The following is a 14,778-nucleotide window of genomic DNA, read 5'->3' as shown; positions in this document are numbered from 1 at the left end:
ATATTATTCAAGTACGTAAATACTAACTAAGATGCTTTGCTAAATAGTCGACCAATAACCTTATTTTTGGCGATAAGTGACGATTATGAGGGTATATGGCCCAAATGCCTTCATCAGGCACCCGATAGCTATCTAATAAGGTAATTAGTTCACCACTTTGCAGGTGATTTTGCACGTAGTAATCGGGCAGTTGTACTATTCCTAATCCTTTTAATGCTGCATCCGCTAGGCTATAGCCACTGTTGTATCTTAGCTTACCGGCAACGCGAATGTTTTTTTCTTTTCCCGATTCCATAAAGTGCCAATAATCAAGCGTGCCTAGTAGGCAACTATGTTTACTCAGTTCAGAAATTGCATGTGGTATGCCGTGTTTTTCCAGATATTCTGGCGATGCGCACACATAACTGGTTCTGGTTCCGAGTTTTTTTGCCATCATTGACGAGTCGGCCAGCTTACCAATACGTATAGCTAAATCGTATCCGCCTTCAACTAAGTCAATTTGTTGATTACTCAAGTAAGCAGAAACCGCGACCTCACTATATTGCAGCATAAAGTCAGAAACCAAAGGCAGTACTTGCTGCTCTCCATAAGTTACCGAAGCCGTAAGCTTTATTTTACCTTGGGGCGTTGTTTGTAAATTAGTTATAGCCCGCTCTGCAGCATCTAAGCCATCAAGCACACTGCGGCAATGCTGATAAAACACTCGGCCTTCTTCAGTTAACGACACTTTGCGCGTAGTACGATAAAACAGCTTCACATTCAGCCGGTTTTCGAGCGCACTAATTTGCCTGCTTACTTGCGCTGTAGATATTGCCATTTTTTTTGAGGCTTGCGTAAAGCTGGCATTTTCAGCAACGTGTACAAATTCACTAATACCTTCCCACTGCATGATTGTTACCTATATGTACAAGTTAATTTCAAAAATAGCATATTATCATTTTTACAGAAACAAATATAATAGCAGCCATCAACACAAACATGCTGTGAATAAGTTAAATCGTCGATATAACGTTATCGACATTAATACAACAGCTCGCAAAATAAATAGGAAAAAATATGAGTTGGGTATTTTTATTTTTAGGTGTTATTGCAGAAGCAATGTCGCATGTGGCATTAAAACAAACAGATGGCTTTACTAGGTTACTGCCCAGCATAGTGGTGTTATTGGGCCATTTGGCTGCGTTTGTTTTTTTAGGCCAAGCAATGAAAGGCATGCCTGTAGGTATTGTGCATGCGATGTGGGCAGGGTTAGCTATTGTTACCGTTACGCTACTATCTACCCTTGTATATAAACAGCATTTAGATCTATCCACTTGGTTAGGAATGGCATTGGTGGCCATAGGCATTGCAATGATTAACCTATCGCAAGGGCATAGCCATTAATTGCTTTAAAATGAATAGCATAATTCTAAGCCAAAAATAATATGCAGCAGCGCATTATTAAGGTAACTGAACTAAACTAAAATACGTGTTTACGTTCATTTATATTAAATAATTTATTAATTAAGAGAGAACGAGATGTCAGATAAGTTTATAAAATCGAAAGCCGCCATAGCATGGGGTCCAAAACAGCCTTTATCTATCGAAGAAATTGACGTAATGCTGCCGCGCAAGGGCGAAGTATTAGTTAAAGTTATTGCCTCTGGAGTTTGTCATACCGATGCTTTTACTTTATCTGGCGATGATCCTGAAGGGATTTTTCCGGTTATTTTAGGCCACGAAGGCGGTGGTATCGTTGAGCAAGTTGGCGAGGGCGTAACGAGTGTAAAAGTTGGGGATCACGTTATTCCTTTATATACACCAGAGTGTGGCGAGTGTAAGTTTTGTTTATCGGGTAAAACTAACTTGTGTCAAAAAATTCGTGAAACTCAAGGTAAAGGCTTAATGCCTGATGGCACCACTCGTTTTTACAAAGACGGACAGCCAATTTTTCATTATATGGGTTGTTCAACTTTCTCTGAATACACGGTATTACCAGAAATTTCGTTAGCAAAAGTTAATAAATCTGCACCATTAGAAGAGGTGTGTTTATTAGGCTGTGGTGTTACAACCGGCATGGGCGCGGTAATGAATACTGCAAAAGTTGAAGAAGGCGCAACAGTAGCTATATTTGGCCTTGGTGGCATAGGCTTGTCGGCAGTTATTGGCGCAACTATGGCTAAAGCGAGCCGAATTATTGCTATAGATATTAACGAAAGTAAGTTTGAATTAGCAAAAAAACTAGGCGCTACCGACTTTATTAACCCTAAAGACTACGACAAACCAATTCAAGATGTAATTGTAGAGTTGACCGATGGCGGTGTTGATTACTCGTTTGAGTGTATTGGTAATGTTAACCTAATGCGCTCTGCGCTAGAGTGCTGCCATAAAGGCTGGGGTGAGTCTGTGGTTATTGGTGTTGCTGGTGCGGGGCAAGAAATTTCAACCCGTCCGTTCCAATTGGTAACGGGTAGAGTATGGAGAGGCTCAGCATTTGGTGGGGTTAAAGGTCGCAGCGAATTACCTGATTATGTAGAACGTTATTTAGCGGGTGAATTTAAGTTAAGTGACTTTATTACCCATACAATGGGACTTGAAGATATTAACGAATCGTTCGATTTAATGCGCAGAGGCGAAAGTATTCGCACTGTTATTCATTTCGATAAATAACGATAAACAGCAGCACTATGGTTTAATTAAACCATAGTGCTTTTTTTGTTTAATTTATAGTTACTAATCAACAATCCATCAGTTTTAAAAAAAGTAGATCCAGCCAAAAACACTTCAAAATATATAAGCATTGTTTTTAAATTTCTTTACCGCCGTGTGTTTCGGCTAAATCGTCAAGCTCTGCAACTGTGTAGTCAAAACCACTCTCGTCATAGTCATAATTAACCTTTACGCAATTGCCGCCATTAAATAATTTTGTTTTTACATCATTAATGGGCCAATTTTTAAGTAGATGTATAAATCGGTTGGCAACTTGAGAAGATTCAAAACGATAGCTAATTTCTGTTTTCATAAATAATAAGGCTCTGGCTAGTTTAACCCCCGTAGTTTGTGCATTTTTGCTAATTAGTCAAGTTTCGGTTACAAAAAATAAAGAGTAAACATGTAATTTTTATGTTTCAATTGATGTGTTAATTGCAGTAAGCACTGTTGTGCTTTAATTAAAGGTGAGAACAAATTTACATGTACTATAGAACTTTTTTACTAGCAAGCTCTGCTTTGTTTATCAGTGCTTGCGGTGGCTCTGGCTCAGATGAGACAGCAGTTATAAGCACAAATAAAATCCCCTCCCTATCAATAACCAATATCAAAAACGATATAGTTAAAGGTCAAACTATTGATTTAAATGCAACAGTTGACGATGCCGATGGCGTTATCAGTAGTGTTGTGTGGGAACAAACTGCGGGGCTTAAAGTACTTAATGCACCTGTAAATGCCAGTAGTATCACTATTACTTTACCAGATGCGCAAAGCCATGCAGCAATGGAGTACGCTTTTAGCGTAACGGCAACCGATAATGAAGGGCTACCAACGTTAAAACTGTGAGTTTTTTTTGCGCGTAATAGTATGGATGAAACTGCTGCCGCACGTATATTACAGCAAGGCAGTATGGGCCCCACATTAAGTGAAATACGCCAAGCTCAAGGGTTAAGCGAACAGCAGTGGCTTGAGCAACAAATGGCGTTACCAATTAACTACCATCGTGGTTATTTAGTGAAAAGCCCTGATGAAAACAAATTTCAGTATATTAATAGGATTGATGCGTGGTGGAAGGGGGGGTTGCATAGCAACGATCAACTACGCCAACGTGTTGCCTTTGCATTGAGTCAAATATTGGTTGTATCGGATGCAAGTAGTAATGTAGGTAATCAGCCCGAGGGCATGATCACTTACTACGATATTTTGCTTAAACATGCTTTTGGTAACTATAGAGAGCGACTAGAAGACGTAACGCTGTCGCCAATTATGGGTACTTTTTTAAGCCATTTAGGGAATGAAAAGGCAAATGATGAGCTTAATATTCGCCCAGATGAAAACTACGCCCGCGAAGTAATGCAGTTACTTACAATAGGCCTTGAAGAGTTAAATTTAGACGCTACTCCAAAGCTTGATGCGCAAGGTAATACAATTGCCACCTACGGTCAGGCTCAAATAGAAGGATTTGCGCGCGTTTTTACTGGGTGGACATTTGCAGCTAGTGAAACTTTTAAGAAAAAAAACGTGATTATGTAAATCCAATGAAAGCGTTTAGCGAGTATCACTCTAGTAAACAAAAAACATTGTTAAATGGCGAAATTATCCCCGAGGGCTACGGACCAGAAGAAACACTGCAAATAGCGCTCGATAACCTATTTAATCACAATAATGTAGCGCCATTTATTAGTAAACAACTCATACAGCGTTTAATTACCTCAAACCCAACACCGCAATATGTTACCCGTGTTGCTCGTGTTTTTAATGATAACGGCGCTGGAGTACGAGGAGATTTAGCCGCGGTAATAAAGGCTATTTATTTAGATGATGCACGCCATTTTGGCAGTGTTTTAAATTATCAAGGGAAACTAAAAGAGCCACTGATAACCACAATACAGTTTTGGCGAAATCTAGATGCTAAAACCGGTAACGGTTATTACAACACGTGGGGTTTATACAATACCTATGGACAGGGGCCAATGAAGTCGCCCTCAGTATTTAACTTTTACAGGCCCGATTACCAACCTGTTTATTTACGTAGTGATGGCTTAGTTGCTCCAGAGTTACAAATAGCAAATGACTCTACAATAATTGGCATAATGAATAAGCACTTTGCAGATTTAGTGTGGAATGCGGCTGAAGGAAAAACATCTTTAAGTCCAAAATTACTATACGTCTATATTAAAAACGATATGAACCATCTAAAAAATTATGGCATAGAGTCGTTACTTGATCAGTACAATGTGTTGTATTTTGCCGGTTCAATGAGCCACGAAACACGCCAGGCGTTACTCGATTTAAGTGCCTATTTTATTGATAATCAAGATCGTCAGCGGGTATCGTATTTACTTTATATGATTGCTATTTCACCTGAATTTAATTTGCAGTATTAGGAGAGGCATAATGAGCATAAATAGAAGGCAATTTTTGTCATTATGTTTAAAAGGCGGGGTGTCGGCAGCGGCGCTAACCAGCTTACAACTTCAAGCATTAACGGGTTCAACAAATGCTATTGAATTGGGTGATTATAAAGCCCTAGTATGTATATTTTTATATGGCGGTAACGATTCACTAAATATGCTAATGCCGTTAGAGGGCGAGCAACGAAATTTGTATGAAAAAAGCAGGCAAAATTTGGCGGTTGCTTCGCCTATTGCGCTTAATACTAATTCGTCGTTTGCTGGTGGTGTAGGGCTGCACCCAGCGCTTGCACCCATGCAAAGTGTGTTTGATTCGGCTAACTTGGCATTTGTTGGCGGAGTAGGTACTTTGCTTGCACCAACCACGCTTGACGATTATAAAAATAAAGCAGTACCGCTGCCTCAACACTTGTTTTCACATAACAATCAACAAGCAGCGTGGATGTATGGTCGTGAAAAGGAATCGCTAAATAATGGTTGGGGAGCGCGTTTGCTAGAGCGCTTAAATCAGCAAGATCAGTTTGCTGCAAACATATCGCTCGATGGCACCAATCTTTGGCAAACAGGCGCGCAAACTAAGGCGTTTTCGCTTAATAAAAGCGGTATAAGTAAAGTAAACGCTTTTGGCGGTTATCAGCCAAGAACTGAGCATGTAACCAATATTATGAACCGTATAATGGGTAATACGAATCATCCATTAACGGGTGCTTACGCTAATAGTTTTAATTCGGCGATTAGAAATACCCAAACAATGAATAGTGCGCTTGAAGCCGCCCCTGAACTTATTACCTCATTTAGTGATACAGGGTTGTCGAAGCAACTAGCTGCGGTAGCTAAGGCGATTAGTGTGCAAGCAAAGTTAAGTACGCAGCGCCAAGTGTTTTTTGTTTCTATGGGAGGGTTTGATACACACGATAATCAATTGAATACTCACCCTGCATTGCTTAGCACACTAGCACAAGGACTTAACGAGTTTAATAGTGCGATGAATGAGCTGAATATGGCTGACAAAGTAACGTCGTTTACTATGTCGGACTTTGGCCGTACGCTAACATCTAATGGCGATGGCACGGATCATGGTTGGGCAGGAAACCAAATCGTTATGGGAGGCGCAGTTAAAGGCGCCAATATATATGGGGAGTTATTAACTCAACATTTAGGCGGACCACAAGATACCGGCCGAGGGCGATTAATACCAAGTGTTGCAAATGAGCAATATTTTGCCACACTAGCTAAGTGGTTTGGTGTTCCTGCATCAGAATTAGGTGATATATTTCCAAACTTAAGATACTTTAATCAGTCGACATTAGATTTTATGGTTTAATTCGTTATTAATGTAACCCAAATTCCATCGCAAACAGTATAAAACTGTTTACGAATAAAAAATTCATGTAATGGAGTAAATTAATGAAAGTTTTAGTAAGTTTGGTGAGTTTAATCGCCTTTTTAATGGTTGTATTACCCGGGCCATTATATAAATTTGGTGTTGTTGAGTTAGGCACTGCATTTGCTGGATTTAGGTTTGGTGTTTACGTGGGGGGAGCTGCGCTTGTATTACTTTTGGTGCAGGTTATATTTATGCGTAAAACAGCCACTGTAAGTAGCACTGTAGTGGCTGTTATATTTGCGGGTATTGCTATTTTTATGCCGCTTAATATGATGGATAAAGCGAAAAGTGTGCCGCCAATTCATGATATTTCGACAGACGTAGTTAATCCACCAAAGTTTGTAGCTATTGCACCACTGCGTGCCGATGCGCCAAACCCAGTGACCTATGCCGGAGCAGAAACGGCTGCGCAACAGCTTAAAGCTTACCCAGAACTGACTACCCTTAATTATGCTTACCCAAAAAGTGAGCTAGTAGTGGCTACAGTGCAAGCGATTAAAAATTTGGGTTGGGAGTTAGTTAATAGCGATGCCAGTCAAGGGATTGTTGAAGCAACCGAGACAACCACCTGGTTTGGTTTTAAAGACGATATAGTGGTGCGTATTAAAGATGAAGGCTCTCAGCGTTTTGTTGATATTCGTAGTAAGTCGCGTATTGGTCGCAGTGATTTAGGTAAAAATGCAGAGCGTATTCATACATTTGTAGATGAATTAAACGCGGTACTGGCAAAATAATTAGGGCAAACCTAAATGTTAAGTTACTAACAATTAAGTTATCAGCAATCAAATGGAACCCAAGCGTACGGCTTGGGTTTTTTATCATCAGTTAGTGTTCACAGCTAAGCAAGTATACTTATTTGGTATTTATATTTTTAACATACTATGGAGTTATTATGAAAACAGTAGGATATGCAGCAAAAAGCCAAGGTTCAGAACTCACCGAGTTTTCTTTTGAGCGCCGCGATTTACGAGATAACGATGTAGAAATTGAAATATTATACTGTGGAGTTTGTCATTCAGACTTACACGCGGTACGTAATGATTGGGGTGGTAGTCGCTACCCGTTAGTACCCGGACACGAAATTGTTGGTAAGGTTATGTCGGTAGGTAGCGACGTTACAAAATATAAGCAAGGCGATACGGTTGCTGTTGGCTGTATGGTCGACTCATGTAAAAGTTGCGATCAGTGCGATAATAACGAAGAGCAGTTTTGCCGTGAAGGCATGGTAGGCACATACGCAGGAACAGATCGTGTTAACGGCGATATGACCCAAGGTGGGTATGCTAAACATGTTGTAGTGCGTGAAGAGTTCGTACTCTCAGTACCTAAAAACTTAGAGCTGTCGCGTGTTGCACCGCTGTTGTGTGCAGGCATTACTACCTACTCGCCATTACATAAGTGGGGCGTTAAAAAAGGCAGTCGTGTTGCTGTGGTTGGTTTAGGTGGGCTTGGTCATATGGCGGTTAAAAACGCTGTCGCTATGGGCGCAAGCGTTACGGTAGTTGGCCGTAGTGAGTCTAAAAAAGACGATGCGGTTAAACTAGGTGCCCAGCATTATTTAGTGTCGTCAAACGATGATGCAATGGAAAGTGCGCAGTCAGCCTTCGACGTTATTATTGATACCGTACCGGTAAAGCACGATCTATCTATTTACACACCACTGCTAGATATTGATGGTACACTGGTTATTGTTGGTCAGGTTGGCCCGGTTGATGAGCTAAGCACAGTGCCATTATTAATGGGGCGTCGCCGTATTGCAGGCTCACTTATTGGTGGTATTGCACAAACGCAGCAAATGCTTGATTTTTGTGGCGAGCATAATGTCTTACCCGAATGTGAAATGATCAATATTGATGAAATAAATACAGCTTATGAGCGAATGGAAAAGTCTGACGTTCGTTATCGTTTTGTTATTGATATGGCATCGTTAAGTGTTTAATTACACTTAGTAATTAAAAATAAAAAGAGCCGCAAATTAGCGGCTCTTTTTAGTTAACTATTAAGCCTCTTTTGCTACAAACGATTTATTGCTCATTTGTAAGTAGCTAAGTAACCACATAATAAACCCACCAACAAAAAGAGCAGCGGCAACATAGCCTGTTTGATTTGGCGCGGCACCTTGCGCAATTGCAATGCCTCCAACCCAAGGGCCAATTGCATTAGCAACATTAAAAGCACACTGTACTAACGCGCCTATCATGGCATGCCCATTAGGAGACACATCCATTAGTAAGGTTTGTACTAGCGTTGCTAAACCTAAACTGCAGCCAATAAAAAATATAACCCCATAAAGCAGCCAAATGTTATAGCTTGCGGTTACATAAGCAAAGGCAAATACAATAGTGCAAACCAGTACTAAGCCAGTTGTTTTAATTGCAGATTTATCTGCCGCTTTACCTAATACATAATTACCTAATGTTGAGCCAATACCAAACATCACCATAGCAATCGAAATGGTGTAGGGCGCTGTTTCGGTTACTTCTAAAATAGTATCGGCAACATAGGTATAAATACAAAATACCCCACCAAAACCAATAATTACAATACCCAAAATAGACCAAACCAGCTTGTTTTTTAATACTCCAAACTCATTAAGTAAATTAGATGGTTTAGTGTTTTCAATATTTGGCACAACTTTATATACAAAAATAAAAGCAATAAAAGCTAAAACACCTGCACCGGCTAAGCAGTAACGCCAGCTTAAGTTTTGTCCTACTAAAGTTACCACAGGTACGCCAACAATGGTGGCAATGGTCAAACCCATAAAAACTTTCGACATAAAGCTTGCACGCTTACCTGCAGGGGCAATTTCAGAGGCTAATAAAATAGCTGCACCAAAATAGGCACCATGAGGCAAGCCACTTAAAAAGCGAAACAATACCAATTGCTCAAGTGACGTTGCAAAAGCGCTTAAGCTATTAGAAATACACATTAAGCTTAAAAATATAAGCAACGCTTTGCGTTTTCTCATGTTTGCAGTAGTTAACATTAAAATGGGCGCACCAACAACAACACCTAAAGCATAAGCGCTTATAGCGTAGCCACTTTGCGAAGGCGTTGAGCCAAAAGTTTCACTGATCAGTGGCAGCATAGGCATCATCGAAAATTCAGATAATCCTAAAATAAAAGTACCGAGCGCAAGCACGATTAATATAGCTGTTCGGTTAAGTTGATTAGATGGCGGCGCTACATTAGCGGTCATAAAAATCCTTTGAGATTAATGTTTAATTCATAAAAACTAGGGCAACAAGCAAACTGTAAAGTGTTGTTGCTGCGAAAAAAGCAAAAGAAGTGTTGTTGTAAATGCTGGGAATAAATAGGCGGCCATTTTAAGCCAAATAACATAGGGCGTCATCTATTAGCTGGCCGTTAAAGGTAAATTAATTACTTTAATAAAAATCTTAATGTCGTGTGGTTAATTTAGAGAGGCAAATAACCTAATATAAAAAGATAAGCTTGGCTAAAAATACTGATTATAGTTAATAAAGTGCGACATTATGTCGCGCATGCAAGTAAGGTGAATCCAGTATAATTACGTCATTAATAATAGCAGTCCAAAGAATAAAATAATGGCGCATAAAATAATATACCGTACACCTTACTTACTCTCACCTTTAGTGTTTTTAACAAGTGGGCTTTTATCACCTTTAGTATTTGCCGACGATACATCTATAGAAGTGATTGAAGTACATGGGCATGCTCAAAATAAACATTTAGCACTTGGCTCTACAGAGTCGCTATTAAGTGATTTAGGTGTCGATTTTTCAGCTGCTGGTGGCGTATCTAATTTACCTATTTTAAATGGTTTAATGGGCGACAGAGTAAAAGTATTAGTTGATGGCGCAGAAATAACGGCGGCATGCGCTAATCAAATGAATCCGCCGTTGTCTTACATTTCGGCGAACCAAGTTACGTCTTATCATGTGGTTGCCGGTGTATCACCGGTAAGTGCAGGTGGCGATAATATAGCAGGTGTAATAAGTGTTAACTCTATTGCACCGCAATACACTCAAAATAGCGATTTAGCATGGCATTCTGGTTATGTATCGGCAAAGTACAGCACTGCTGACAATGGTCGTAATTTTGGAGTAGGTGCACGTTTAGCAAGTAATACACTTAGCGTTAATTATCAGGGCTCGTTTAGTGATGCAAACAGCTATGAAGACGGTAACGGCGATGTAGTGCTTGATACGTTGTATCGCGCCCAAAATCACAGTTTAACCGCAGCTATACGCGACGATAAACAGCAGGTTGTAGTTAAGCTTAGTCATCAAAAAATTCCGTATCAAGGCTTTGCTAATCAGTATATGGATATGACAGATAACACCAGTTACGGGGTTACAGCGCAATACAAACGAGCATTTGCGAGCAGCGAGTTTACAGGACAAGTAAATTGGCATAGCGTAAAACACGATATGGGATTTTTTAGCGCAGAAAAAATCGGCATGATGCCAATGAAAACCGACGCAGAAGATATAAGCAGCCAGTTAAAATGGCGTATAAATTTAGATAACGATAGCAGCATATTGCTAGCTCAAGAATATTACCATTATAGTATTGATGATTGGTGGCCAAGTATTACAGGCTCGGCCATGATGGGGCCAAACGACTATAAAAATATTAATAATGGAAAGCGTGAACGCATTGCACTTGTTGCAGAATATGAAAGCCAAAATAGTAAAAAACTATGGTTAAACACGGGTGTGCGTATTGAAAATATAAATACCCAAGTAAGTGAAGTACAGGCATATAACACAGGTATGCACATGGGCGGTATGCATATAGGGCCAAGTGACGCTATAGCAGCAAATACGTTTAATGCAGGGAGTAGAAATAAAACCGATACTGTAGTTGATGCAAACGTATTAATTAATTACCAAATAACTAACGTTGATGAACTGCAACTTGGTATTGCTCGTAAAAATCGCGCGCCAAACTTATACGAGCGATACAGTTGGGGGGTTAGCAATATGGCAACCACCATGATTGGCTGGTACGGCGATGGTAATGGTTATATTGGCACCCCAGATCTTGGCGTTGAAACCGCACATACAATGAGTGCTACTTATACTAAATTGGCAAAAGACGACAGCTGGCGTGTAAGCACTAATATTTGGTATACCGATGTGAGTGATTATATTGATGCTGACATAGTAAGGAACTTTAATAGTTCAGGCATTGACGGTAATAGTCGCAATATTTTGCAGTTTACTAATGTAGACGCCATTTTATATGGCGCTAAAGTAGATTTAAGTGCCAGTATTTATCAATCTGAACAGTTAGGTCAGTGGCAGTTAAAAGCAAATATAACTAACACCCGTGGCAAACGCGACGATAACTCTAGCACTCAGTCGCTTTATCAAATAAAACCATTGCAAACTCAACTTGGTATTAGCCAGCAAATTGGCAATGTTGAAAACTCGCTTTTATGGCAATGGGTCGATACTAAAACAAGAGTAGATAACAACCGCTTTGAAAACCAAACCGATAGCTATCATTTAGTTAATTTAAGTTCTAAAGCTGTGTGGGATGCATTTACGCTAAGTGTTGAGGTAACAAATTTATTTGATCAGTATTACCAACTACCATTAGGTGGGGTTAGCATTGCGGGGTTTAAACAAGATAACGCAACCGGCTTTACACAATTAGCAGGACAAGGAAGATCATTAAATTTAGCATTAAGCTACGCGTTTTAAGGTTGAAACGGTAAATAGAAAGGCTATATAAATTTACTATGGCTTTTAAATTAATAGTTACCACTGTGGTAGTAGGTTATTGAGCGATACGCTACTTTTACCACAATAGATCCGTAAAAACTTAAAGCAATAAGCGCCTAAAAGCGCTTATTGTTGCTCAGCTTCAGCTTCAGCGGTTTGCTCAGTTGTTTGTTCTACTTTTTCGTCAGTAAGTTTTTCAAGTTTTTCGCGCTCAGCTTTTGATACATAACCTGGCTTTTTGCTTTTATGTAATTTGGCATTGGTGCGCTTATCTTTCTTTTGAAATTTAGTAACGATTTTTTTGCGACGGTTCATGTTTAATACTCATAATTTTAAGGCGCGCATTATATAGCACCAAGTATAAAAGCAACTATATAAATATTTAACTAATTGCACTGGTTGTTATGTGACTTTACCGCAAAGCGCTGTTTGTGTGAGATGCACAAGGTTATAATTATGTTTCTTAGTGATTAATTAAATGGGAATTGTTTTGAAAAAGTTAGCGTTAGCCAGTGTTGCATTATTTGCGTTTAGTGCCCAAGCACAGTTAAATAAAAATATTGATAGTGTTGCCAATTATGCCGTAAATACCTACCAAAGCGCCCAGGTACATACATTAACCAATTTAGTATCATTTCCTACTGTGAATAAAAGCGATATTAGCGCACCACAAAACCCCGATTTTATTGGTTTTAAAGCCTTACTCAAAATGAAAGCGGCCGAGCTGGGTTTAGATTATCAGGATTTAGGCTACACAGTATTAATTGGACTTGGGGAACAAAGCGATAAAGTAACAGTAGTAACACACGGCGACGTGCAACCAGCTAATGCGAGTAAGTGGCAGCAAAGCCCATTTATTATTGATACAACATCAGAGCCTGGGCGCTTAATTGGCCGCGGTACCGAAGACGATAAAGGCGCAATAGCGACAGCGCTTTACGCCATGAAAACCATTAAAGATAAAGGCATAACGCTTAATAACCGCATTGAGTTAATGATTTACCTTGCTGAGGAGTCTGATTGGGGCTCGCTTACTGAGTTTATGAAAACCTATGAGCAGCCAAAGTACGCAGTAACAATTGATGCGTCATACCCGGTAGTGGTGGCTGAAAAAGGGTGGAGTTTAATTGCGCCAACGTTCAATGCTACCTCGGCAAAAACAGGCGTTTATGTTAGTGATGTTGCAGGTGGTGCATTTGTAAGCCAAATACCAGAAGACGCCAGCCTAGTACTGCATAATGCCGATGCTAAGTTACTTACTCAATTAAAAGCCAAAGCCAGTACGCTTAAGCAAGTAGAGTTTAACTTTGCTCAGCAAAGCGATACTGCTGTCGCAATTAGTGTAAAAGGCGTATCGGCGCATTCATCAGAGCCAGAGTCGGGTGTTAACGCAATTGCTTATTTAGCCGAAATATTTAAAGGTCTAGTGCTTGAAAATAATAGCGATGGGCAGTTAATTAACTTTGTAAATCAGCTAATTGGTTTAGATATTCATGGCAAACAGTTTGGCGATATTGCCTATAAACATGATTTTATGGGGCCAATGACAGTGGCACCTACTGTGATTGAGCGAGAGGGAAATGCCCTAACGCTTAGTGTAAATGCGCGCCGTCCTATGGGCAAAGAAGAGTTGGTGTTAAAGCAGCAAGTAGACAGTGCCCTAGCAAAATGGCAAGCCACTAACAATGTAACACTAAATGATGTTAAAACTATTATTGGTACGCCTATGCTACTTGATGGCGCGCCGCATGCGCAAAAATTACTTGATATTTTTAAGCACTTTACGGGTGATCAACAAGCCGGCTTTGTCTCTATTGGCGGCGGTACTAACGCTAAGTTATTTGATAATGCGGTATCGTTTGGCCCATCAATGCCAGGTAAGCGTTACACCGGACACTCTGAGCATGAGTTTATTACCCTTGAGCAGCTAAAGCTTAACTTGCGCATGTACACCGCGATGATGATAGAGCTAGGTAATATGTAACTAAACGCATGTAATATAGCGCCGCAAATAAATGCGGCGTTTTAATAATGTATTTACAATAGTTAGTTCAGCTCAGCCTTGAGTGATATTTCAGCATTCATTAGTTTAGAAATAGGGCAGCCTTTTTTGGTTTGATCGCATAAAGCTTGAAACTGCTCGTTTGCAATATCAGCAATTTTAGCATTAACTTCAAGCGCAATGTGGGTAACAGCAAAACCATCGTCTACTTCATCTAAGCTAACTACCGCTTTGGTATCAATGTTGTCGGCGGTAAACCCTGCTTCACCTAATGCTAGCGATAATGCCATACTAAAGCATGCACTGTGCGCCGCAGCTACTAATTCTTCAGGGTTTGAGCCGGGTTTATCTTCAAAGCGGGTATTAAATCCGTAGGGTTGATTATTAAGCGCGCCACTTTGCGTAGAAATACTCCCTTTACCTGTTTTAATATCACCAGACCATTTTGAGTTTGCAGATTTTTTAATTGTCATCATCTTCTCCTTATTGCATTGGCGGTAAGCTTTTCATACTAGGTGAGTGTTATTTGCAAAAATAATCACAAAATAGCTAAAAAGCGTTGTATTTATA

15 protein-coding genes are annotated in these 14,778 nt (G+C 39.8%); 10 read left to right on the top strand and 5 right to left on the bottom strand.

What is annotated here, in order from left to right; translation table 11 throughout:
- Window positions 1-22: 22 nt before the first annotated feature.
- Window positions 23-889 carry a LysR family transcriptional regulator gene (locus PNIG_RS12545; RefSeq protein WP_011328872.1) on the bottom strand — a complete coding sequence of 289 codons (867 nt, stop codon included), beginning with the start codon at window positions 887-889 and terminating at the stop codon, window positions 23-25.
- A gap of 167 nt (window positions 890-1,056) precedes the next feature.
- On the opposite strand from PNIG_RS12545, the gene PNIG_RS12540 reads away from it, so the two are divergent.
- On the top strand, window positions 1,057-1,383 hold the full coding sequence (locus PNIG_RS12540) for a DMT family transporter (RefSeq protein ID WP_011328871.1): 327 nt from the start codon (window positions 1,057-1,059) through the stop codon (window positions 1,381-1,383).
- Window positions 1,384-1,518: 135 nt separating this feature from the next.
- Window positions 1,519-2,649, top strand: a complete 1,131-nt coding sequence (locus PNIG_RS12535) for an S-(hydroxymethyl)glutathione dehydrogenase/class III alcohol dehydrogenase (protein WP_011328870.1) — start codon at window positions 1,519-1,521, stop codon at window positions 2,647-2,649.
- Window positions 2,650-2,785: 136 nt separating this feature from the next.
- On the opposite strand, the gene PNIG_RS12530 is transcribed toward PNIG_RS12535, so the two are convergent.
- A complete protein-coding gene (locus PNIG_RS12530; RefSeq protein WP_011328869.1) occupies window positions 2,786-3,001 on the bottom strand; it encodes a hypothetical protein in 216 nt (71 codons plus the stop codon).
- A gap of 170 nt (window positions 3,002-3,171) precedes the next feature.
- Here PNIG_RS12530 and PNIG_RS20410 point away from each other — a divergent pair, with 170 nt between their 5' ends.
- The 6 genes from PNIG_RS20410 to PNIG_RS12510 all read left to right on the top strand — a co-directional run bounded on the left by PNIG_RS20410 (window position 3,172) and on the right by PNIG_RS12510 (window position 8,428).
- The gene (locus tag PNIG_RS20410) at window positions 3,172-3,534 is read left to right on the top strand and encodes a PKD domain-containing protein (RefSeq protein WP_370446715.1); all 363 of its coding nucleotides are present in this window, start codon (window positions 3,172-3,174) and stop codon (window positions 3,532-3,534) included.
- Window positions 3,535-3,555: 21 nt separating this feature from the next.
- A complete protein-coding gene (locus tag PNIG_RS20405) occupies window positions 3,556-4,221 on the top strand; it encodes a DUF1800 family protein (protein WP_370446716.1) in 666 nt (221 codons plus the stop codon).
- Window positions 4,222-4,226: 5 nt separating this feature from the next.
- Complete coding sequence (locus PNIG_RS20400; protein ID WP_370446717.1) at window positions 4,227-5,075, top strand: DUF1800 family protein; 849 nt, start codon at window positions 4,227-4,229, stop codon at window positions 5,073-5,075.
- A 10-nt stretch (window positions 5,076-5,085) separates the two neighbouring features.
- Entirely contained in the window at window positions 5,086-6,426 is a 1,341-nt protein-coding gene (locus PNIG_RS12520; protein ID WP_089368631.1) for a DUF1501 domain-containing protein, read from the top strand.
- An 83-nt stretch (window positions 6,427-6,509) separates the two neighbouring features.
- A complete protein-coding gene (locus tag PNIG_RS12515; RefSeq protein ID WP_086998780.1) occupies window positions 6,510-7,223 on the top strand; it encodes a DUF1499 domain-containing protein in 714 nt (237 codons plus the stop codon).
- Window positions 7,224-7,381: 158 nt separating this feature from the next.
- Window positions 7,382-8,428: an NAD(P)-dependent alcohol dehydrogenase gene (locus PNIG_RS12510; RefSeq protein ID WP_089368630.1), complete on the top strand. Its 1,047-nt coding sequence runs from the start codon at window positions 7,382-7,384 to the stop codon at window positions 8,426-8,428.
- Between the two features lie 60 nt (window positions 8,429-8,488).
- Here PNIG_RS12510 and PNIG_RS12505 read toward each other — a convergent pair whose 3' ends face one another.
- On the bottom strand, window positions 8,489-9,691 hold the full coding sequence (locus PNIG_RS12505; RefSeq protein ID WP_011328864.1) for an MFS transporter: 1,203 nt from the start codon (window positions 9,689-9,691) through the stop codon (window positions 8,489-8,491).
- Between the two features lie 367 nt (window positions 9,692-10,058).
- On the opposite strand from PNIG_RS12505, the gene PNIG_RS12500 reads away from it, so the two are divergent.
- Window positions 10,059-12,185 (top strand): TonB-dependent receptor plug domain-containing protein, encoded by a 2,127-nt coding sequence (locus PNIG_RS12500; RefSeq protein ID WP_089368629.1) that lies wholly within the window; start codon window positions 10,059-10,061, stop codon window positions 12,183-12,185.
- A gap of 147 nt (window positions 12,186-12,332) precedes the next feature.
- Here the strand turns inward: PNIG_RS12500 and PNIG_RS12495 are convergent, their stop codons facing one another.
- Window positions 12,333-12,521 carry a DUF2986 domain-containing protein gene (locus PNIG_RS12495; RefSeq protein WP_089368628.1) on the bottom strand — a complete coding sequence of 63 codons (189 nt, stop codon included), beginning with the start codon at window positions 12,519-12,521 and terminating at the stop codon, window positions 12,333-12,335.
- Window positions 12,522-12,696: 175 nt separating this feature from the next.
- Here PNIG_RS12495 and PNIG_RS12490 point away from each other — a divergent pair, with 175 nt between their 5' ends.
- The gene (locus PNIG_RS12490) at window positions 12,697-14,190 is read left to right on the top strand and encodes a dipeptidase (RefSeq protein ID WP_089368976.1); all 1,494 of its coding nucleotides are present in this window, start codon (window positions 12,697-12,699) and stop codon (window positions 14,188-14,190) included.
- Window positions 14,191-14,252: 62 nt separating this feature from the next.
- Here the strand turns inward: PNIG_RS12490 and PNIG_RS12485 are convergent, their stop codons facing one another.
- Window positions 14,253-14,681 carry an OsmC family protein gene (locus tag PNIG_RS12485; RefSeq protein WP_089368627.1) on the bottom strand — a complete coding sequence of 143 codons (429 nt, stop codon included), beginning with the start codon at window positions 14,679-14,681 and terminating at the stop codon, window positions 14,253-14,255.
- Window positions 14,682-14,778 lie beyond the last annotated feature (97 nt).

Source organism: Pseudoalteromonas nigrifaciens (assembly GCF_002221505.1).
In the GTDB taxonomy this organism is placed as follows: domain Bacteria; phylum Pseudomonadota; class Gammaproteobacteria; order Enterobacterales; family Alteromonadaceae; genus Pseudoalteromonas; species Pseudoalteromonas nigrifaciens.
The sequence above is the reverse complement of the archived record's forward strand: the minus strand, read 5'-3'. Positions and strand labels throughout refer to the sequence as shown.

Bases quoted from the DNA above. Each gene is read 5' to 3' on its own strand.
- PNIG_RS12545 (WP_011328872.1), bottom strand. From the start codon at position 889: ATGCAGTGGGAAGGTATTAGTGAATTTGTACACGTTGCTGAAAATGCC.
- PNIG_RS12540 (WP_011328871.1), top strand. From the start codon at position 1,057: ATGAGTTGGGTATTTTTATTTTTAGGTGTTATTGCAGAAGCAATGTCG.
- PNIG_RS12535 (WP_011328870.1), top strand. From the start codon at position 1,519: ATGTCAGATAAGTTTATAAAATCGAAAGCCGCCATAGCATGGGGTCCA.
- PNIG_RS12530 (WP_011328869.1), bottom strand. From the start codon at position 3,001: ATGAAAACAGAAATTAGCTATCGTTTTGAATCTTCTCAAGTTGCCAAC.
- PNIG_RS20410 (WP_370446715.1), top strand. From the start codon at position 3,172: ATGTACTATAGAACTTTTTTACTAGCAAGCTCTGCTTTGTTTATCAGT.
- PNIG_RS20405 (WP_370446716.1), top strand. From the start codon at position 3,556: ATGGATGAAACTGCTGCCGCACGTATATTACAGCAAGGCAGTATGGGC.
- PNIG_RS20400 (WP_370446717.1), top strand. From the start codon at position 4,227: ATGAAAGCGTTTAGCGAGTATCACTCTAGTAAACAAAAAACATTGTTA.
- PNIG_RS12520 (WP_089368631.1), top strand. From the start codon at position 5,086: ATGAGCATAAATAGAAGGCAATTTTTGTCATTATGTTTAAAAGGCGGG.
- PNIG_RS12515 (WP_086998780.1), top strand. From the start codon at position 6,510: ATGAAAGTTTTAGTAAGTTTGGTGAGTTTAATCGCCTTTTTAATGGTT.
- PNIG_RS12510 (WP_089368630.1), top strand. From the start codon at position 7,382: ATGAAAACAGTAGGATATGCAGCAAAAAGCCAAGGTTCAGAACTCACC.
- PNIG_RS12505 (WP_011328864.1), bottom strand. From the start codon at position 9,691: ATGACCGCTAATGTAGCGCCGCCATCTAATCAACTTAACCGAACAGCT.
- PNIG_RS12500 (WP_089368629.1), top strand. From the start codon at position 10,059: ATGGCGCATAAAATAATATACCGTACACCTTACTTACTCTCACCTTTA.
- PNIG_RS12495 (WP_089368628.1), bottom strand. From the start codon at position 12,521: ATGAACCGTCGCAAAAAAATCGTTACTAAATTTCAAAAGAAAGATAAG.
- PNIG_RS12485 (WP_089368627.1), bottom strand. From the start codon at position 14,681: ATGACAATTAAAAAATCTGCAAACTCAAAATGGTCTGGTGATATTAAA.